Genomic DNA, 21,200 nt, shown 5'->3' on the forward strand with positions numbered 1-21,200 from the left:
AACCTGCAAGATTCTTAAAACCTTGCAGGTCTGAAAATAAACAATTTCTAATGGTCATCCAAATTCTCTAGGTTCTTAGCAACTTCGGCTTCAGATAGTTTTTTGCGCTTTTTATTCTTGTCTAACCAAAGCATTAAAGCAGGTAACAATGTAAGGTTAAATACCAAAGCCACAATTAAGGTGATCGATAGTAAGAATCCTAATATCACTGTACCACCAAAAGTGGAAGCGGTAAAAATTCCGAAGCCAAAGAATAGAATTAAAGCAATATGAGTCATGCTTACTCCCGTTTCAGTAATGGTATCGGTAATTACTTTGCTTACACTATAATTAGTGAGGTTAAGCTCCTGTTGGTATCTGGTTAAGAAATAAATGGTTTGGTCGGAAGCCAATCCAAAGGCGATGGTAAAAATCAATATGGTTGACGGTTTCAATGGAATGCCGAAGAATCCCATCAATCCTGCGGTGATGATTAGCGGAACAACATTAGGTAGGAGAGAAATCAACATGATACCCAAACTCCTGAATTGCGCCAAACGCAGCAATGAAATCAAAACAATGGCCAAGCCAATGCTTTCAAATAAATGCTCCAATAGGTAGTCGGTTCCTTTAGAGAAAATGATGCTGGAGCCCGTTAGCGTTACATTGAAACGTTTTGGAGATAGGATAGAATCAATTTTTGGTTTCAGCTCATCAAGCAATTGATCTAAACGTTTAGAGCCGACATCCGCCATTTGGAAACTTACACGTGCCGTTTGTTTATCCTTGTCCACAAAATTGGTGAGCATATTTCCATTGCCTTTACCAGAATTTGCTGCATAGATCAAGATGAAGTTCTTCTCAAAATCTGATGGCAAGCGATAAAATGAGGTATCTCCGTTGTAAAATACCTGCGTCGCATATTTTAGTCCAGTGTTCAAAGAGATAGAACGAGAAAACTCTGGGTAAGCAGCAATCATCTGCTCCAATTTGTCAATCTTATTGAGCGAGGAAAGACTTAAGATGCCATTCTTGCGCTTGGTGTCGACACTGATTTCCAGTGGTAAAATACCTTCAAAATTCTTTTCGAAGAACTTTAGATCAGTTAATATTTTAGAACTTTTCGGTAAATCATCTACCACGTAACCATTCACATTAATGCGGTAAACACCGATTAAGGAAACAATCGTTAGAATGATGGTAACGATATAAATCGAAGCACTTTTATGCTGCACCAGTTTATCTGTTTTTGCTAGTAACTTATCCAATAAATTTGGTTCGTGTGTTCCTTGTGTTTTGTTTTTTGGTGCAGGCAGGTAACTGAAAATAGCTGGGATTAAACACAAGCTCATTAACCAAGTGAACATCACATTTAATGCCGCTACACTACCAAATTGCATTAACAGCTCACTTCCTGTAAAGTAAAGTACACCAAATCCAATAGCAGCAGTAATATTGGCAATCAAGGTGGTTACCGAAATTCTTTCCACGGTAACGCTCCAGGCCTTTTGCTTATCGCCATGTTTTTTAAGCTCATTGTGGTATTTGTTCAGAAGCAAAATACTATTCGGAATACCAATAATTACAATCAGAGGTGGGATTAGTCCAGTTAAAATGGTGATTTCATAGCCAAATAGCACCAGGGTACCTACGCTCCAAATCACTCCCATAATTACGACAAGCACTGGGAAAAATACGGCCGAAAAGCTACGGAAAAAGATAACTAATATTAAAGCAGAAACTAGAATGGATAAACCAAGGAAAAGCACAAATTCGTTAGAAATGAGCTTGCTGGTGGCAGTCCTGATATAGGGTAGCCCCGATAGGTGAACTTCTATATTCTCGCTTTTGCCAAAAGCCAACGCTTTTTCTTCTATTTCTTTAAGGATGGGATTTCTGGCTGCCGAATTAAGGATTTTCTGGTCGAAAGTAACTGCCATTAAAGTCGCGTTAGTTTCTGTATGATATAAAAGTCCCTTGTAAAAAGGCAGCTGGTTTAATTTGCTCTTTAGCGAATCCATTTCTGCACCGGTAGCGATGATTTTGCCAGGAAGAGGTTTAACCGTAAACTTTTGGTTGACGGTGTCTTTCTCCAATTCAAAAAACTTGCCTATGGAAAGTACACCTTTAATGCCTTTAAGTTGTTGTAGGTCGTCAGAAAGTTTCGCCCACTTATTATAGGTGTCTTTTTGGAAGATTTTATCGTCTTTAATACCAATCACTACAATACTACCATCTTCTCCAAACTGCTTTTTAAAAGCATTGTATTTGATGAAAACCGAATCGGTTAGCGGTAGAATTTTACTTCCTGCATAAGAAAGTTTAATGTTTTTGGCCTGCCAACCCATAAAGATGGTAATGGCGATAAATAAAAGGATAAGGAGAACGCGATTTTTTAAAATAGCATTAGATAGTTTTACCCACATATAGATTTATAAAAAAATGTAAAGAACGCATAAAAATGACGGATTACAAAATAACCAGGCTATTTATGCAGGGTCTTGCTTAATAGAAACAGAGATTTTACTATAAATGTTGTTTAAAAAATGAAGTAACTTTAAAATGCACAAATTTCCATTTGATGAATAGGTTTTTGAAGAGTTTTAAGTTTGCGGCCAAGGGGCTGTCCTATACCATAGCAACACAGCCGAATTTTATATTCCATGTAGTTGCGGCAGTATTGGTGGTTGCGGCAGGCTGGTATTTTGATATCTCAAAGGGAGAATGGTTGGCTGTTTTAATTTGCATTGGATTGGTAATGGTAGCCGAGTTGCTTAATACAGCCTTTGAAGCTTTGGTAGATTGGTTGTCGCCAGAATTTAATGTGAAAGCAGGTTTGGTGAAAGATATTGCCGCTGGAGCAGTTTTGGTGGCCGCTTTGGTGGCATTAGTCGTAGCATTTGTTATTTTCGTGCCCAAAATATTTTAAATGCTGCATAAAACCCGAGGTATAGTGTTGAGAGTAACTACGTACAGTGAGAGTAGCGTAGTGGTACAAATGTTTACCGAAAAGTTCGGCATACAGTCGTACCTGATCAACGGTGTGAAAAAGCCAAAGGCCAAAATCCCGATGAATGTATTGCAGCCGCTACATTTATTGGATATGGTTGTTTATTATAAACAGAATACGCAAATACAAAGAATTGCTGAAGCGAGGGCAGTACCCATATTTAAAAGTATCCCTTATGAGGTGATTAAAAATACCATCATTCAGTTTTTGAATGAAGTATTATATAAGAGCATTAGGCAACAACATGTAGACGAGCAGCTGTTCGAGTACCTTTATAATGCAATTAGCTGGTTTGACGAAGCGGATGAGCTCAGTGTAAATTTCCATTTGTCATTTTTAATGAAGTTGACTCGTTTTTTAGGCTTTGCGCCACAAGCTCAGGCTAGGGTTGACCAAAAATATTTCGATTTGCAAGAAGGAAGCTTTACACCTGTTGTTCCAGTGCATCCTTATTTCACTGCTGACGTAGATGGCAACTCCTTAATGCAGTTGTTAAACACACCTTTTGAAAAAATTAATGAAATTAAATTTTCGAATACTTACAGGCGTGTCGTTTTAGATAAAATATTGATTTACTATCAATTGCACACAGCTTCTTTTGGCCAGATAAAGTCGCATCAAATACTTGAAGAAGTTCTTTCCTAAAAAAAATAAAAAAAGAATTGCAATGAAATAATATAACGCTATATTTGCATTCCCAAACGGAATTAGAGGGCTTGTTCAGCTGGTTAGATTGGGAATAAAACTCTGGAGGATTAGCTCAGCTGGTTCAGAGCACCTGCCTTACAAGCAGGGGGTCACTGGTTCGAACCCAGTATCCTCCACCAAAAGTTTACAGGATAGTAAACGATTTTAATAAAAACTCTGGAGGATTAGCTCAGCTGGTTCAGAGCACCTGCCTTACAAGCAGGGGGTCACTGGTTCGAACCCAGTATCCTCCACATTAAGCCTTACTAGTATTTCTAGTGAGGCTTTTTTGTTTATCTTGAGGTATGATCTATGCCTGTGTTATTTACTGCAGTTCTCGATAAATATCATATCGGTTCAATTTCAAATCTTGAACGATGTTTGTCCCAACATAGCGCTAACAATGAAGGATTTGTTGGTAAGGTAGGGGATTGGAGGTGTATGCTTTGAAGAATTTGCCAAAAAGCAGGATGCTCTTTTATCGGAAAAGCAGCTTACTCGTGGAAGAGCCGTAGAAAGATAGAAGAGCTTTCTAGCAACTATTTTTGTCCAAATTGGCTAACTAAGGCAGTTTTTATTGGTAGTCAGCTGGTTGTGGTTATTTTTTTTGGAAAAAAAATTGCAAATGACACTTCGTTTGATTAACTTCATACTATCTATTAACCAATTTTTGGCCTATGAGAAAGTTATTTATCTCTTGTGCTGCTTTATTTTTAAGCTGTGGCGCCAGCCTTTTCGCACAACAAACCGGTGTGAACACCAAAAACCCACAAGGAGCCTTTCATGTTGACTCTAAAAAGAATAATTCGGCAGTAGGAACACCCACCGCTGCAGAAGTTGACGATGATCTTATAGTGGACAACGATGGGAAGGTAGGCGTCGGGATTTTAGCCCCCATTACCAGGTTGCACATTAAAAGTGCTACAGCAGGCGGCATACGTATTGTGGATGGCCGCCAGGGCTTGGGAAAGTTGCTGGTAAGTGATGTCTCGGGTGTAGGTACTTGGGTAACCCCCGCCGTAACAAGGAGGGCGGTAAAGGGAGTTTTTCCTGTTCCTACAACAATTACAAATACATCACCCTTTGGTGGTAGTCCTATTTACTCAGGCCAGTCTATTGTTCTTGGGCAAGGAAAATGGGTAGTAAGTGCTGGTATTACGTTTGAAAGTATCCCCGTTTCAAATACGCCACAGATGGGTTGGGTTCATGCATATCTTTCAACAAGTACTTCTGCAGTACAACAAAACGGATTTATCCACTTAGGGCCAGCTGGCAATAACACCACTTACGCGGGTGTATTATATGGTAACTTTTTAACCTATGAGCCTGCAGCGACAAAAACAAGCTTTATTTCGGGCAATTCATTGATAGAAGTTCCTGGCACTACTCCCGTAACCATTTACTTGTTGCTTGAAGATTTTAGTTATACGTACAAAACCAATGCTCCGCAAAATTATTTTTATGCAGTTCCGGTTAACTAGTAAGTGCGTATTTGTTTGTTTGAATTCATAAAATTTTTATACCGTTTAAAAATATACTCATGAAAATTCAATTGATTTGTTTGACATTTTTGTTTACCATATTGAGCTTTGGCAGTTTTGCGCAACAAACTGGAATAAAAACTAAAAAACCGAAAGGCCCACTACATGTTGATGCCAAAAAAAACACCCCTGCAACAGGTACACCAACCGCGGTAGAGGAAGAGGATGATTTTATAGTAGATGCAGATGGGAAAGTAGGGGTGGGCACCGTGTCTCCAAGTGTTAAATTGCATCTTAAAAGTGCCAACAGCCCAGCTATTACTTTACAAGATGGTACCCAAGGGGCAGGCAAAGTATTAGGTTCTGATGCCAATGGTGTTGGCACATGGATAACTCCGCCGCTAAGTAAGACAGGAAAATTGGGGAATTTCCCAAGTGGCGCTTTTACATATCCAGTAGCAAATGGTACATCTACTCCTGTGTACTCGTTATTGAGCATAACTCTGCAGCCAGGTGAATGGGCGGTAAACCTGGGCTTGGTTTTTGATAATTTAGGCCCTAGTACATTTTGGCAAAACATATACTTGTCAAACTCCTCAAGCAGCATAACAAGAACTGGTTTCTCGCATCCGAGTCCTAACGCAACGGATCCTTTATACGGTGGAGTATTAACGGGATCAGTAGCTTTTACGCCAAATACGCCAACTGATAGGAAAGGCTTTATTACGGGACGGGCAATAATACAAGTTACAGTGGCTACTACTATCTATTTGATGCTGCAAAACCAAGACTCGGGTTCTTATCGATTTAATCCCTCAGCTCCTGAAAATTACTTTTACGCCTTTCCTTTGAATTAATAAAAAACGGCATTTGACAACACGTCAAAAAAGATGTCAAAATCTAATCACTTATATCTTGAGAACGATGAAAAAATACTTTTCCTTCATGATATTACTGATGGGCTTTAGCCTTAATGGCTTGGCGCAAAAAACTGGAGTAAACACCAAAAATCCACAAGGAGCATTGCATGTTGATGCTAAAAAGAACAACGCCGCAACCGGTACTCCCACGGGAACACAGCCCGATGATGATTTTATAGTGGACGCCAGTGGTAACGTGGGTATTGGCGTACTGGCGCCACTTGCCAAATTACACTTGATTAGTGGTGGCACTGCCACTACTCCTATTTCGGCCATACGTATAGAAGATGGTAGCCAGGGCCGTAATTACGTGTTAATGAGTGATGCTAACGGCAGTGCAAAATGGGTAAATCATCCAGTGATGACTCCTAATGTTGTTGGCGATGTAATTAAAGGAACGGGTGTGTCTTCTAATTTCGGTGGTTCTGGTCCAGGTGCAACTCTTCAATATCGTGAAACGGGTTTCAGCATTACCTTAAGCGAGGGCGATTGGATTGTAAACACTGGCCTCACTTTTGTTGAGATAGGGGCAAGTCTGGGCGCAGGTGATAATCTTGCTTTTTGGCAAAGGGCCTATTTGTCGTCAAGTCCCACAACGGTTGCGCAAGTAGGTTTTAGTCATTTAGGAGTAGGAGGTTCCAATACTTGTTATGGAGGGCCAATGCATGACACTGATACCAGAGGTGGTTACTCAATAGGTTTTGTTACAGGTAGTTCTATCATTAATGTGCCCCCTGGTGCAACTACTAAGATTTATTTATTGATCGAAAATCAGCCTCAGGGTTATTATAGGTATAACTCTGATTTTTTGGAAACTTATTTTTACGCCACTCCAATTGTTAAATCACCATAAGGATAAAACTAATTTTTGACTCATATATTTTATGACTATTTCGCTTTCCTAGTGGTGCTAATATTAGGTAAAAAAGCCGTAATGAGTCCTATTAAGGGTAGGTAAGCGCAAATTGAAAACACATAATTGATGCTTGTTTTATCGGCAAGGTTTCCAATTAACGCCGAACCAAGACCGCCCATGCCAAACGCAAAGCCGAAGAAAAGCCCGGCAACTAAGCCTACCTTCCCAGGAATGAGTTCTTGTGCATATACCAAGATTGCCGAGAAGGCCGAAGCCAAAATCATTCCGATAGGAACAATAAGGATGCCTGTCCAAAATAGATTGGCGTGAGGTAACATCAATGCAAAAGGTGCAGCACCTAAAATAGATACCCATATTACATATTTACGGCCAATTTTATCGCCAATAGGTCCACCAAGTAATGTTCCTGCAGCTACCGAAAATAGAAATACAAACAAGTATATCTGTGACGTTTGTACAGAAACATGGAATTTATCAATCATGTAGAAGGTAAAGTAGCTAGTTAAGCTAGCCATGTAAAAATACTTAGAAAAAATAAGCACCAACAAAATCACAATGGCAGTAATTACCCTCGATTTTGAAAGATGATGTCTTTCTGCAATTACACTAGCTTTTTTCGCTTCGCGATTTAAAACATAGTTTTTATACCAATTGCCCACGTAGCTTAACACCATAATAGCCAACAAAGCAATTACCGAAAACCAAATGACACTAAACTGTCCTTTTGGAACAATGATCCAAGCGGCTAGCAAAGGCCCAATGGAGCTGCCCGCATTTCCGCCCAATTGAAAAACCGATTGAGCCAAACCTTTTTTTCCGCCAGATGCGGCGTGTGCCATTCTAGATGCTTCTGGATGGAATATGGATGATCCTGTGCCAACCAGGGCTACTGAAAATAAAATCAGGTAGAAACTATTCGATAGCGAAAGTGTAATAAGTCCTACCAAGGTAAAGCCCATGCCAATGGCTAATGAATAGGGTTGGGGCTTTTTATCAGTATACAGGCCAACAAACGGCTGGAACAATGAAGCTGCCAGTTGAAAAGTTAGGGTGATCAGTCCAATTTGTGAAAAGGTAAGGTGATACGAATCTTTAACCAGCGGGTAAATGGCTGGAATAAGAGATTGGATGGTGTCATTAAGTAGATGGGAGAAACTTAGCGCAAATAAAATGGGAAATACGGTTGCGTTTGTTTTACTAAAATCAGAAGGGTTTGCGTTCATAAACGAAGGATTTTAAGCAAAGCTACATATTTTATTAAAGGTTAAATGTTTAATCGTTCAACTGTTTAATTGAGCACTACTAATTCCAGTGTTTTTGAGTCAAATCGTAAATCTAAAGAGAGTTGTTGAAATTAAAATGAAATCAGATGAGCATATAGGTGCTGTTAATTGTTATGGAGAGGTTATGTGTCTATGTGTTTAAAAGCTACGCCTCTAAGTGAATCATTTGAGTAGCTTTAGATTGAAATTGTAAATCGTTCCTATACATAAGGCCTAAAATCATAAATCATTTGTACTTTTGCGGGCGAAAACAAAATGAATATAAAATGAGTACTAACAGAGGACCAATATCGAAATTTATGGAGACCAATTATCTCCATTTTAACGCGGCGGCTATGATGGACGCAGCTAAAGGTTACGAAACGCATTTAGACGAAGGTGGTAAAATGATGATTACCCTGGCTGGAGCGATGAGTACTGCAGAGTTGGGCATTTCTTTAGCGGAAATGATCAGACAAGACAAAGTTTCGATTATTTCTTGTACAGGAGCGAACCTAGAAGAGGATATCATGAACCTTGTTGCTCATTCACATTATAAAAGAGTTCCAAATTATCGTGACTTAAGTCCGCAAGACGAGTGGGATTTGTTAGAAAACCACTATAACCGCGTTACTGATACCTGTATTCCAGAAGAAGAAGCTTTCCGTCGTTTACAAAAACATATTCACGCCATCTGGAAAGATGCAGATGATAAAGGGGAGCGCTATTTTCCGCACGAATACATGTACAAAATGTTGTTAAGCGGAGTGTTAGAGCAATATTATGAGATCGATCCTAAAAACTCATGGATGTTGGCTGCTGCAGAAAAAAACTTGCCAATTGTGGTTCCAGGTTGGGAGGATAGTACCATGGGTAACATCTTTGCTTCATACGTCATCAAAAATGAGTTTAAAGCAACAACAATGAAAAGCGGTATTGAGTACATGGCTTGGTTGGCTGATTGGTACGTGAAAAATTCAGAAGGCAAAGGTGTAGGCTTTTTTCAAATTGGTGGTGGTATTGCGGGTGACTTCCCTATTTGTGTAGTACCTATGCTTTATCAAGATATGGAGATGGAAAACATTCCATTCTGGAGTTATTTCTGTCAAATTTCTGATTCTACTACTTCTTATGGCTCTTATTCGGGAGCAGTTCCAAATGAGAAGATTACCTGGGGAAAATTAGATATCAATACGCCAAAATTTATTGTGGAGAGTGATGCAACCATCGTAGCGCCACTCATTTTTGCTTGGATATTAAAACAATAATTAATATCAAAATATCAGTGTATAAAACCAACCCAAATTAGATCAGCGATTTCCAAAAAAATCGCTGATTTATTTAGCTCTAGCGGCTAAAAAGGCAATAGTTTAGAATGATTATAAATTGTATTTCACTGTCATTAATATGTCATTGGTATCCTAATAAAGATTACTTTTGTCCAATTATTTCTGAGAGGTAAATCATCATTCATCACTTAGATAAAAATTTTTATTTCAAAATAAAGCATAAAATACTCATTATGAGGAATATCTCATTCGGACTTAAAAAATTTAGAAAAGCAACATTTGTATTAGCTGCACTATCTTTTTTAATTGTAAATGTATCGAAAGCGCAAGATGTTGTAGAGGGAAGAACGTTATTTAAGTCGAAGTGTGCTTCATGTCACGCCTTAGATCACGATGGTACTGGACCTGCTCTAACTCCTAAGGTTAACGAGTTGGAAGAGTCATTCTTGATTCCTTGGATTAGAAACAACGTTGAATTAAGAGCTTCAGGTAACAAACAAGCTATCGAGGCTGCTAAGTTCTCTCCATCGGAGATGACCGCTTTTCCTAATTTGACTGATGATCAAATTAAAAATATCATCGCTTATGCAAAAGCAGGGGAGCCTAAAAAAGAAGTTGCAGCTGGTGCTGGAGCGGTTAAAGACGAAGGTGTTTCAGGTCTTTCTATTGCAGGTGTAATCGCAATCATTGTTCTTTCTATCGTTGTTTTGGTAGTGTTGGGCAGAGCAGTTAAAATGCTTGAGCGTTTAATACTTGAAAAGCAAGGTATCGAGGTGGTAGAAGATGAGAATGTTTCTTTAGCTACTGGCTTGAAAGGATTGTTCAAAAACAAGAAATTTGTTTTCTTCTCAGTATTGTGTTTGGTAATTGTGTTAGGTTCATTCGGTTGGATGGGTATGTGGGAGACTGGTGTTCACACAGGTTACCAACCAACGCAACCAATCAAATTCTCTCACGAATTACACGCAGGTATCAATCAAATTGATTGTCAATATTGTCACACAGGTGCATTCAAATCTAAAAACTCAACTATTCCTTCTTTGAACGTTTGTATGAATTGTCATAAAAACGTACAAGCAAGAACAGATGACGGTTTGATTTCTCCAGAAATTCAAAAAATCTATAACGCTTTGGGCTATAACCCAGACACTCAAACTTACGATAAGACTAAAGAAAAACCAATTGAGTGGGTTCGTGTACATAACTTGCCAGATTTCGCTTACTTCAACCACTCTCAACACGTAGTAGTAGGTGAGGAAGCAATTCGTAAGGAAGCAGGTTTGAAACCAACTGATCCAGTTTGTTTCGCTTGTCACGGTCCAGTTAACACTATGGAAGAGGTTTACCAATACTCTCCGTTAACAATGAAATGGTGTATCAACTGTCATAAAGATGCTGATATCTCTGGCAAGAAAAACGATGCTTTTTATGCTAACGTAATTGCTGCTCACGAGAAAATCAAAAAAGGTGAAAAAATTACCCCAGCATTGTTAGGTGGTTTAGAGTGTGGTAAGTGCCACTATTAATAAATAGAGTTTTTTAGAAAGTTCGATAAACAGTAATATAGCTTAAATGGAAAGCAACAAGAAATACTGGAAAGGTTTGGAGGAGTTGAATAAAACTCCCGAGTTTGTTGAGAACAACAAAAGCGAATTTGCCGAGCCGCTTCCAATAGAAGATGTTTTAAGTGAAGCAGGATTAAGTACAGTTACCCCACGCCGTGACTTCTTGAAGGCATTAGGTTTTGGTTTAGGGGCTGTGACTTTAGCTGCATGTCAAAAAGCACCAGTACATAAATCAATTCCTTACTTAGTTAGACCAGAAGAGGTAACTCCAGGTATCCCTAACTTTTATGTTTCAAGTTTCAAAGGAAATAGCGTAATGGTTAAAACTGTGGTAGGTCGCCCAATTAAAATTGAGGCTAACCCTAACGCAGGAACATTTAACTGCGGTACTGATGCGCAAGCTCAGGCTTCGGTTTTAGACTTGTACGATGTATCTAAACTAAAAAGTCCTTTATTGAAAAAGGATGAAACCACTTGGGCTGATTTGGATAAATTCGTTAAAGGCGAATTGAACAAAGTTCAGGCTTCAGGTAAGAAAATTCGTGTAGTTGCTAGTACTTTGAACAGCCCATCGGCAAAAGCGGTAGTTACAGAATTTACTGCTAAATATCCTACAACTAAATTGGTTCAGTATGATCCAGTTTCTTATACAGGTATTATCAAGGCTAACGAAAACAGCTTTGGTAAAGCAGTATTGCCAAAATATAACTTCGAAAAAGCAGATTTAATTGTAAGCTTTGCAGCAGATTTCTTGGGAACTTGGATCAGCGGCGAAGAATTCACTGCTCAATATACTTCTAACAGAGATTATAAATCTTTAGAAAAGAAAAAAATGTCTCGCCACTTCCAATTTGAGGCAGGTATGAGTTTAACAGGTACTAACGCCGATACTCGTATTGCTTTGAAATTATCGGAAGAAGGACCTGCGTTAATTGCTTTATATAATGCAATTACAGGTGCTAGCTTGCCAGGTGCAGGTTTGCCAGACAATGCCAACGCTGATAAAGCAATTAAATTGGTAGCTAAGGAATTGACACAGAACAAAGGTAAAGCACTAGTAGTTGCTGGTTCTAACGATGTTTCTGTTCAAACTTTAGTAAACGCCATTAACGTTGCAATCGGTAGTTATGGTACTACTATCGACTTAGATAATCCTTGTAAACGTTACGAAGGTAATGATGCTGAATTTGCATTATTAGTTGACGAAATGAACAAGGGCGAAGTAGGTGCGGTGTTCTTTTTGAACTCAAATCCTGCTTACGATGCTATAAATACGAAAGCTTTCACTGAAGGCTTAGCAAAAGTTGGTTTGAAAGTTTCTTTCTCTGATAGAGAAGATGAAACTGCTGATCTTTCTGATGTAGTAGCCATTACACCTAACTATTTAGAGTCATGGGGTGACGCAAATACTTACGAAGGTTACTACAGCATTGTTCAACCTACGATCAACCCAGTTTTCAATTCTCGCCAAGCAGAGCAAAGCTTATTAACTTGGGCAGATGCTCCAGTACAAGATTACTACCAATATGTACGTAACTACTGGGAGAAAAATATCTTACCTGCAGCAGGTAAAACTTGGAAAGATGTTTTACAAACTGGTGTGATCATCAATGCTGCTAAACCAGCAGGAAGCTATGGCTTTACTTTATCATTAGATGCAGTAGCAGCAGCTATCGTAGCAAGCAGCAAAGCATTGAAAAAAGATATCGAGCTTCAAATTTTTGAAAGTATTCCGATGCGTGATGGTAAACAAGCCAACAACGCATTTTTACAAGAATTCCCTGATCCAGTAACTAAAGTAACTTGGGATAACAGTTTAGCTTTAAACCCTAAACAAGCAGAAAAATTAGGTTACAAAGAATTTGACGTAGTAAGCATTAAAGGTGAAAACGGTTACTCGGTTGATTTACCAGTATTGTTTCAACCAGGACAAGCAATGGGTACTGCTTCTGTAGCTTTAGGTTACGGACGTACTAAAGTTGGTAAAGCAGGTAACAATGTAGGTAAAAATGCTTTCCCATTTGTAAATTATACTAACGGTACTTTAAAGTATGCAACTACGGCTACTTTAACAGCTACTGGCGCTTGGGAAGAGTTAGCGCAAACGCAAACTCACTACTCTTTCGAAGGTAGAAACATTGTGCGTGAAGCTTCTTTTAAAGATTTCTTGAAAGATCCAGCGGCTGGTTCAGGTAACCACCACAAGCATAAAGTTTATGATTTGTGGACTACCGATAAGCACGAAATGTTGGGTAACAACTGGGTAATGGCGATCGATTTGAACGCTTGTACAGGTTGTGGTTCATGTATTGTGGCTTGTAACGTAGAAAACAATATTCCAGTAGTAGGTAAGGATGAGGTTCGTCGTCGTCGTGAAATGCACTGGTTACGTATCGACCGTTACTATAGCTTTAACGATGAGCAACACGGGGCTGTTACTAAAGAGAAAGAAATTGCTCATTTAGATAATCTAGAAAGTGTTTCTGTTGTGCACCAGCCAATGTTATGTCAACATTGCGATCATGCACCTTGCGAAACAGTATGTCCGGTATTGGCAACAGTACACTCTTCAGATGGTTTAAACCATATGGCTTATAACCGTTGTGTAGGTACTCGTTACTGTGCAAACAACTGTCCATATAAAGTACGTCGTTTCAACTGGTTTAACTACTGGAACGATTCACGTTTCGATAACTACTTGAACAACGAGTTTACACAATTAGTATTGAACCCAGATGTTACCACTCGTTCAAGAGGTGTAATGGAGAAATGTTCGATGTGTATCCAACGTATCCAAGCGGGTAAATTAACTGCCAAAATTGAGAAGCGTGCATTAAAAGATGGCGATATCAAAATGGCTTGTCAAGAAGCTTGTTCTGCAAACGCAATTATCTTCGGCGATAAAAATGATCCAAACTCGGAAGTTTCAAAAGCCCTACGTAGCGAGCGTACTTACTACGTATTAGAAGAAATCAACGTTGAGCCAGGCATTGGTTACATGACAAAAATTAGAAACATAGATTCAGAAACAAAAGAAGTACATGCGTAAGCTATTACTTACAGCAATATAGAATATGGCAGGACATAACGAATCAATTTTAAGGGAACCTTTAATTACCGGAAAGGACATCACGTATGCCCAAATTACGGAAGAGATCTTATCTCCGGTAGAAAATAAACCTAACAAGGCTTGGTGGATTGGATTTATCCTTGCACTATGCGGAGCTACTTTATGGGTAGTTTCTGTAGGCTATACCTTCTGGTTTGGTATTGGTGCTTGGGGTTTAAATAAAACGGTAGGTTGGGCTTGGGATATCACCGGTTTCGTATGGTGGGTAGGTATTGGTCACGCTGGAACGCTAATCTCCGCAGTACTATTACTTTTCCGTCAAAACTGGCGTAACTCCATTAACCGTTCGGCAGAGGCGATGACAATTTTCGCCGTTATTTGTGCCGCAACATACGTAGTATCACACATGGGTCGTCCATGGTTAGCATATTGGGTACTTCCTTTGCCAAACCAATTCGGTTCACTTTGGGTGAACTTTAACTCGCCACTAGTGTGGGATATGTTTGCGATCTCTACTTACTTCTCGGTATCATTATTATTCTGGTACACAGGTTTATTACCAGATATCGCGACCATTAGAGATAGAGCAACAGGTATCCGTAAAAAAGTATATACCATTTTCTCATTCGGTTGGTCAGGTAGTGTAAAAACTTGGCAACGTTTTGAGGCAGTATCATTAATCTTAGCAGGTATTTCAACACCACTGGTACTTTCGGTACACACCATTGTATCTATGGACTTTGCAACTTCGGTAATTCCTGGATGGCACACCACCATTTTCCCTCCTTACTTCGTTGCAGGTGCGATTTTTTCAGGCTTCGCCATGGTATTAACCTTATTATTGGTTGTACGTAAAGTATTAGGCTTGGAAAACTACATCACCATGTTCCACATCGAATCAATGAACAAGATCATCATCTTAACAGGTTCGATTGTAGGTGTGGCTTACTTAACTGAGTTATTCATTGCTTGGTATTCAGGTTCACAATACGAGTTATACGCGTTCCAAAACCGTATCGCTGGTCCCTTTGCCTGGGCATATTGGTTAATGATGACTTGTAACGTAATTTCTCCACAGTTACTATGGTTTAAGAAAATCCGTACCAACATCGCTGCAACTTGGGTACTATCTATTGTAGTGAACATTGGTATGTGGTTCGAACGTTTCGTAATTATCGTAACTTCATTACACCGTGATTACCTTCCGTCAAGCTGGACGATGTTCTCGCCAACTTGGGTAGATGTGGGTGTGTTTGTCGGTTCAATCGGTGTATTCTTTACCTTGTTCCTATTGTTCTTAAGAGTTTTACCTTCTATTGCAATTGCTGAGGTTAAAATGATCTTGAAGAGCTCAAGTGAGCAATCTAAGATGAAGTTGATTAAAGAAGGAAACTTAGATAAAGAGCATGTACAAGAGTACATTGAATCTTTAGAGAAATTTGATAGTGTTAAACAAGAAGATTACGCAAAAATATAACAATGAGTAATATCAAATATATTTTAGGCAGCTTTGGAGATCCTGATGAGATGCTAACTGGCATCAAGAAATTGCAGGAGAACAACATCTCTATATATGATGTTTATACCCCTATGCCTATTCACGGTATCGAAGCGAAATTGGGCGTTAAAAGATCTAGATTAGATATTGCCGCTTTCTTTTTCGGAATTACAGGTACAATAACCATGCTTACTGGGGTTTATTTAGCTACTGTAGTAGATTGGCCAGTAAACATTGGTGGTAAAACGCACTTTGCATTGCCAGATTTTATTCCAATTACTTTTGAGTTAACTATTCTATTCTGTGCATTTGGTTTAGTAGGTTCATATTATGCCTCAACCCATTTGTTTCCAGGAAGAGCACCAAGGGTAATGGACTTACGTGCAACTGACGATCGTTTTGTCATTGCTATTGATGCCAAACAAAATACAGAACACGAAAAAATTGATGAACTTTTAAAAGGTGCAGGCGCTTTAGAAGTTAAGCATAATGAAAGGAAGTATATTAGCTATGAATAAGAATAAGATTGTTTTAGGAGCATTTGGCTTACTAGCTTCTGTAGCAATGCTTTCGGCCTGTAGAGATAATAAAAGCACAGGTTTAGAATACGCAAGGAATATGTACGATCCGATTGCATACAATCAGGATCAGCCTAACAAAAACTTTGCGAACGGAGCAACGTCGCAAACGCCACCTCCAAATACTAATCCAGTTGATTTTATCCGCTACGAGTATCCAAATACAAAAGAAGGATATGAGGCTTCTGCGGCATTGGTAAACCCATTAGCTTTAACAGAAAAAAACCTAGTTGAAGGAAAACATTTCTATACTGTTTTCTGCGCACCTTGCCACGGCGAGAAAGGCGACGGACAAGGTCATATCGTGAAATTGGACAAAGGTATCTCAGGCGTACCTGCTTATCACGGGGCTGATGCAAACTCATCTCGTGGTGGCTTAATGAAAGATATGCCAGCTGGAAAAATTTATCATACCATTATGTATGGTTTAAATGCAATGGGGTCTCATGCTTCACAACTTAGCCCAGAAGAAAGATGGAAAGTGGTGATGTATGTTCAACAATTACAAAAAATACAATAAGAAAAGCAGATATAAATGGGAACTCATCATTATAATTTAAGTGAACAATTTGAGTTTACTGGGAAAGTAAAAATCCTGAGTATTGTTGGTATTGTTATTGGTATCTTAACAATAGCTTATGGCTTATTCTTCAACAGTGATCACATTACACATGAGCGTACTTTTGCCAATCTATTGTTGATGGGCTATTACTTCGCATGTGTTTGTATGTCTGCAACATTCTTCTTGGCAATACAGTTTGTTGCTCAAGCGGGATGGTCAGCATCTATATTACGTGTACCGCAAGCTATGGCAAAAAACTTGCCTTGGGCAGCTTTAATCCTAATTGCCATTACAGGTTTCGGATTATACACACATAACCTTTATCACCACTGGAACGCAGAAGGATTAACTGATCCTAACTCGCCACACTATGACAGCTTAATTGCAGGTAAAGCGGTATTCTTAAACGTACCTTTCTTCATGATCAGACAGGTAGTGTTTATGGGATCGTATGCAATTTTCGCTCATTTTGTAACCAAGTGGTCGTATAACGAAGATTTAACTGGAGGATTAACTTCTTACAATAAAAGTTTCAAGTACTCTTGTATCTTCTTAGTAATCTACGGATTTACTACGCCAATCTTTGCTTTTGATAACATCATGTCATTAGAAGCACACTGGTTCTCAACCATGTTCGGTTGGTACAACTTTGCTTCAATGTGGGTAAGTACTTTGGCTATTATCGCTATCGTGATTATCTTATTGAGAAAAGCAGGATACATGAGCTGGGTAAACAATAGTCACCTACACAACTTAGGTCAATTTATCTTCGGTTTCTCGATCTTCTGGACTTACGTTTGGTTTGCTCAATTCTTATTAATCTACTATGCGAACATGTCGGAAGAGACAGTTTACTTCTACAAACGTTTCAATAGCTACGAGTTTTGGTTTTACCTTAACTTAGTGTTAAACTTCTTATCTCCTCTATTATTATTAATGGACCGTGATAACAAAAGAAGTGAAAATATCCTATTAGTGGTTTCTATTATTGTAGTATGTGGCCACTGGGTAGATTACTACCAAATGATTATGCCAGGTGTATTTGAGTTTGGTGCAAAGAGTGGTAGTGGATTTGGTATTTTAGAAATTGGTATCACACTTGGCTTTGTTGGCTTATTTACTTACACTGTGTTAAGTGCATTAAGCAAAAAACCTTTGGTGGCAAAAAACCATCCACTTTTACAAGAGAGTTTAAACCACCACCTATAATAAAAAATACGGTTTACAATAAATAATATAACTACGGTACATCGTACTACTTTTAAAGAAAATGAGTTTAAGAAAATTAATCGTTAATAAAACAATGGCAGCGTTAACAGTATTGTTTACTGTTTTCTCAAGCGCTAATGCCTTTGCTCAAGAAGCAGCTGCAGCCGCTACGGCTAAACCTGTAGACATGGGTCCGGTACATCAAAATGCATTATTTTATGTACTATTGTTCTTGCTTCTATGTTTATTCATTGCAATTGTAGGGAAAGCATTAAAAGTATATGAATTAACCCGCGAAACGCAAGGTAAGCCAGAAGGAATCAACTGGAACACTGTAAACGCTGTAATATTTGCTCTATTCTTAGTTGTAGGTCTATACGGTGTATATTGGGAATATACGGTGCACGGTACAATGATCTCTCACATGCACGAAGCGGCATCTGAGCACGGTCAACGTATTGATGAGATGTTTAAACTAACATTAATCATTACGACTATTGTATTTATTCTTACGCATATTGTTCTTTTTGCATTCGCTTATTTCTACAGAGCTTCTGATAAAAGAAAAGCTTATTACTACCCTCATAATAATACCATTGAGAAAATTTGGACAATCGTTCCTGCTTTGGTGTTGACTTTATTGGTGTTGAAAGGTTTCTTGACTTGGAGATCTATTTTCTACAAAGTTGAAGATCCTAAGAACAGAGCAATTAACATCGAGGTAACTTCATCTCAGTTCTTATGGGAAATTCGTTACCCAGGAACTGATGCTATTGTAGGTAAGAAAAACTATAAGTTGATTACCGCTATCAATAGCTTAGGTATCGATTTTAAAGATAAAAACAGTTTAGACGATTTAATGGCTGAGGAAATTGTGATTCCTGTGAACAAGCCAGTTCGTTTTATCTTGACTAGTAAAGATGTTATTCACAGTTTTTACATGCCTCACTTCAGGGTACAATTAAACACTGTACCAGGTATGACCTCATATTTTGAGTTTACACCTACTATTACTACTGAGGAAATGAAAACTAAGCTTAATGATCCTAAGTTCAACTATATTTTATTGTGTGCTAAAATTTGTGGAGCCAACCACTTTAACATGCAGAAAAATGTAAGGGTTGTAAGTGAAAAGGAATATCAAGAGTGGTTGACTAAACAAACACCTTATTTAACCAACGACTTAAGAAAGGCATTTAATTTGCCAGTTCCAGTAGAAGCGGCTGCACCAGCAGCTACTGAAGCTCCTGCTGACACAACGGCAACAGCTGCTAAAGTAGCATTAGATGTAAAGAACCAATTAGCTTTAAAAAAATAATAATACTGGAAAAACCTTATTATGTCAACAATATCATTACACGATACACACCACGACGATCATGGACATGGCCATCACCATGAAACGTTCTTAACTAAATACGTATTTAGTCAAGATCACAAAATGATTGCCAAGCAGTTTTTGATAACTGGTATCATCATGGCAGTTATAGCAATGCTCCTATCTATTTTATTTAGGATTCAATTAGCTTGGCCAGATAAATCTTTTCCATTATTAGAAACATTTTTAGGTAAATGGGCTGAAGGTGGAAGAATAAAGCCAGATTTTTTCTTGGCTTTGGTAACCATTCACGGTACCATCATGGTATTCTTTGTATTAACTGCTGGTTTAAGTGGTACTTTTAGTAACCTTTTAATCCCATTGCAGATTGGTGCTAGAGATATGGCCTCACCATTTCTGAACATGCTTTCTTATTGGTTCTTCCTAACTGCATGTTTAGTGATGATGGGATCTTTCTTTACGCAAACGGGACCTGCAAGTGCTGGTTGGACAATTTATCCTCCGCTCTCAGCAGTACCTAAAGCTATGCCAGGTTCTCAAATAGGTATGACCTTGTGGTTAATTAGTATGGTTCTTTTCGTAGCATCATCTTTAATGGGTGGTATCAACTATGTAAGTACCATCTTAAACATGCGTACAAAAGGAATGGACCTTTGGAAAATGCCTTTAACCATTTGGGCTTTGTTCTTAACTGCTGTTTTGGGTATTTTATCGTTCCCTGTATTGGTAGCGGGTGTGGTACTTTTAGTATTCGACCGTAGCTTTGGTACAAGTTTCTATTTATCAGATTTAGTATTTGGTACTCAGATTTTACCTAACGAAGGTGGTTCTCCAATTTTGTGGCAACACTTATTCTGGTTCTTAGGTCACCCTGAGGTATATATCGTAATCATGCCTGCTTTGGGTATTTCTTCAGAGATTATCTCTGTAAATGCTAGAAAGCCAATCTTTGGTTACCACGCGATGGTTTATTCATTAATGGGTATTACCATTCTATCATTCATCGTTTGGGGTCACCACATGTTTGTAACTGGTATGAACCCGTTATTGGGCGGTGTGTTTATGATCACGACATTGATCATTGCGGTACCATCAGCGGTAAAAACCTTTAACTATTTAGCTACTTTATGGAGAGGTAATATAAGATTTACACCAGCGATGTTATTCGCTATCGGTTTGGTATCTTTCTTCATCTCTGGTGGTTTAACTGGTATCTTCTTGGGTAATGCTTCGTTAGATATTAACTTACACGATACTTACTTTGTAGTAGCTCACTTCCACTTGGTAATGGGTTCTGCAGCTATTTTCGGGATGTTGGCTGGTGTTTACCACTGGTTTCCTAAAATGTTTGGTAGAATGATGAATCCTAAGTTGGCTTATTTGCACTTCTGGGTAACTTTCATCTGTGCTTACTTGGTATTCTTCCCGCTACACTTCTTAGGTTTAGATGGTGTACCTCGTCGTTACTATGCATTTACTGAGTTTGAGTTCATGAACAAATGGTTAACCGTTAACGTATTTGTAACATGGTCTGCAATTGTAGCAGCATTGGCTCAAGTAGCTTTCTTGTTTAATTTCTTCTATTCAATTTTTAGAGGTAAGAAAGCTCCTCAAAACCCATGGGATGCGAATACTTTAGAGTGGACTACTCCAGTAGAGCATTTACACGGAAACTGGCCAGGAGAAATCCCAACAGTATACCGTTGGCCATATGACTATAGCAAGCCAGGAGCAGAGAAAGACTTTATTCCTCAAACTGTTCCTTTCTCTCAAACAATGAGCTCTAACTTACCTCATGACTTTGAGGGTAACGAAGAAGCAGAGCGTATACAAAAAGAATGGGAAGCTAAAAATAAGCCAGTGCAAGAATAAGC

General features: G+C 38.7%; 16 protein-coding genes and 2 tRNA genes. 16 read left to right on the forward strand and 2 right to left on the reverse strand.

The features are described 5' to 3' along the window. Positions 1-47 precede the first annotated feature (47 nt). Entirely contained in the window at positions 48-2,405 is a 2,358-nt protein-coding gene (locus DUT70_RS16220; protein ID WP_113648402.1) for an efflux RND transporter permease subunit, read from the reverse strand. A 155-nt stretch (positions 2,406-2,560) separates the two neighbouring features. Between DUT70_RS16220 and DUT70_RS16225 the strand changes: the two genes are divergently transcribed. The 7 genes from DUT70_RS16225 (at position 2,561) to DUT70_RS16255 (ending at position 6,930) form a co-directional block, all read left to right on the forward strand. After that, positions 2,561-2,908, forward strand: coding sequence for a diacylglycerol kinase family protein (locus DUT70_RS16225; protein ID WP_113648403.1), 348 nt, complete (start codon positions 2,561-2,563; stop codon positions 2,906-2,908). After that, complete coding sequence (gene recO, locus DUT70_RS16230; RefSeq protein ID WP_113648404.1) at positions 2,909-3,634, forward strand: DNA repair protein RecO; 726 nt, start codon at positions 2,909-2,911, stop codon at positions 3,632-3,634. A 104-nt stretch (positions 3,635-3,738) separates the two neighbouring features. Continuing rightward, positions 3,739-3,816, forward strand: a tRNA-Val gene (locus DUT70_RS16235). Positions 3,817-3,855: 39 nt separating this feature from the next. Continuing rightward, positions 3,856-3,930, forward strand: a tRNA-Val gene (locus DUT70_RS16240). A 423-nt stretch (positions 3,931-4,353) separates the two neighbouring features. Next, positions 4,354-5,157 carry a hypothetical protein gene (locus tag DUT70_RS16245; protein WP_113648405.1) on the forward strand — a complete coding sequence of 268 codons (804 nt, stop codon included), beginning with the start codon at positions 4,354-4,356 and terminating at the stop codon, positions 5,155-5,157. A 59-nt stretch (positions 5,158-5,216) separates the two neighbouring features. After that, positions 5,217-6,014, forward strand: a complete 798-nt coding sequence (locus DUT70_RS16250) for a hypothetical protein (RefSeq protein WP_113648406.1) — start codon at positions 5,217-5,219, stop codon at positions 6,012-6,014. A 67-nt stretch (positions 6,015-6,081) separates the two neighbouring features. After that, complete coding sequence (locus DUT70_RS16255; RefSeq protein ID WP_128353379.1) at positions 6,082-6,930, forward strand: hypothetical protein; 849 nt, start codon at positions 6,082-6,084, stop codon at positions 6,928-6,930. 35 nt (positions 6,931-6,965) lie between these two features. On the opposite strand, the gene DUT70_RS16260 is transcribed toward DUT70_RS16255, so the two are convergent. After that, positions 6,966-8,177 (reverse strand): MFS transporter, encoded by a 1,212-nt coding sequence (locus DUT70_RS16260; RefSeq protein WP_113648408.1) that lies wholly within the window; start codon positions 8,175-8,177, stop codon positions 6,966-6,968. Between the two features lie 326 nt (positions 8,178-8,503). Here DUT70_RS16260 and DUT70_RS16265 point away from each other — a divergent pair, with 326 nt between their 5' ends. From DUT70_RS16265 to DUT70_RS16305, 9 genes are all read left to right on the forward strand, one after another. After that, the gene (locus DUT70_RS16265) at positions 8,504-9,484 is read left to right on the forward strand and encodes a deoxyhypusine synthase family protein (protein WP_113648409.1); all 981 of its coding nucleotides are present in this window, start codon (positions 8,504-8,506) and stop codon (positions 9,482-9,484) included. 254 nt (positions 9,485-9,738) lie between these two features. Next, entirely contained in the window at positions 9,739-11,031 is a 1,293-nt protein-coding gene (locus DUT70_RS16270) for a c-type cytochrome (protein ID WP_113648410.1), read from the forward strand. A 46-nt stretch (positions 11,032-11,077) separates the two neighbouring features. Further along, entirely contained in the window at positions 11,078-14,119 is a 3,042-nt protein-coding gene (locus tag DUT70_RS16275; protein ID WP_113648411.1) for a TAT-variant-translocated molybdopterin oxidoreductase, read from the forward strand. Between the two features lie 25 nt (positions 14,120-14,144). Then, positions 14,145-15,617: an NrfD/PsrC family molybdoenzyme membrane anchor subunit gene (nrfD, locus tag DUT70_RS16280; RefSeq protein ID WP_113648412.1), complete on the forward strand. Its 1,473-nt coding sequence runs from the start codon at positions 14,145-14,147 to the stop codon at positions 15,615-15,617. Positions 15,618-15,619: 2 nt separating this feature from the next. After that, positions 15,620-16,156 (forward strand): DUF3341 domain-containing protein, encoded by a 537-nt coding sequence (locus tag DUT70_RS16285; protein ID WP_113648413.1) that lies wholly within the window; start codon positions 15,620-15,622, stop codon positions 16,154-16,156. Next, entirely contained in the window at positions 16,149-16,736 is a 588-nt protein-coding gene (locus DUT70_RS16290) for a c-type cytochrome (RefSeq protein WP_240432144.1), read from the forward strand. Before DUT70_RS16285 ends, DUT70_RS16290 begins: the two co-directional genes overlap by 8 nt. A 15-nt stretch (positions 16,737-16,751) precedes the next feature. After that, positions 16,752-17,987: a quinol:cytochrome C oxidoreductase gene (locus DUT70_RS16295; protein WP_113648415.1), complete on the forward strand. Its 1,236-nt coding sequence runs from the start codon at positions 16,752-16,754 to the stop codon at positions 17,985-17,987. Between the two features lie 94 nt (positions 17,988-18,081). Further along, a complete protein-coding gene (locus tag DUT70_RS16300) occupies positions 18,082-19,305 on the forward strand; it encodes a cytochrome c oxidase subunit II (RefSeq protein ID WP_240432145.1) in 1,224 nt (407 codons plus the stop codon). A gap of 21 nt (positions 19,306-19,326) precedes the next feature. Continuing rightward, the gene (locus DUT70_RS16305; RefSeq protein WP_205529821.1) at positions 19,327-21,198 is read left to right on the forward strand and encodes a cytochrome c oxidase subunit I; all 1,872 of its coding nucleotides are present in this window, start codon (positions 19,327-19,329) and stop codon (positions 21,196-21,198) included. The last annotated feature ends 2 nt before the right edge of the window (positions 21,199-21,200 follow it).

The organism is Pedobacter chitinilyticus (genome assembly GCF_003313385.1).
Classification (GTDB): Bacteria; Bacteroidota; Bacteroidia; order Sphingobacteriales; family Sphingobacteriaceae; genus Pedobacter; species Pedobacter chitinilyticus.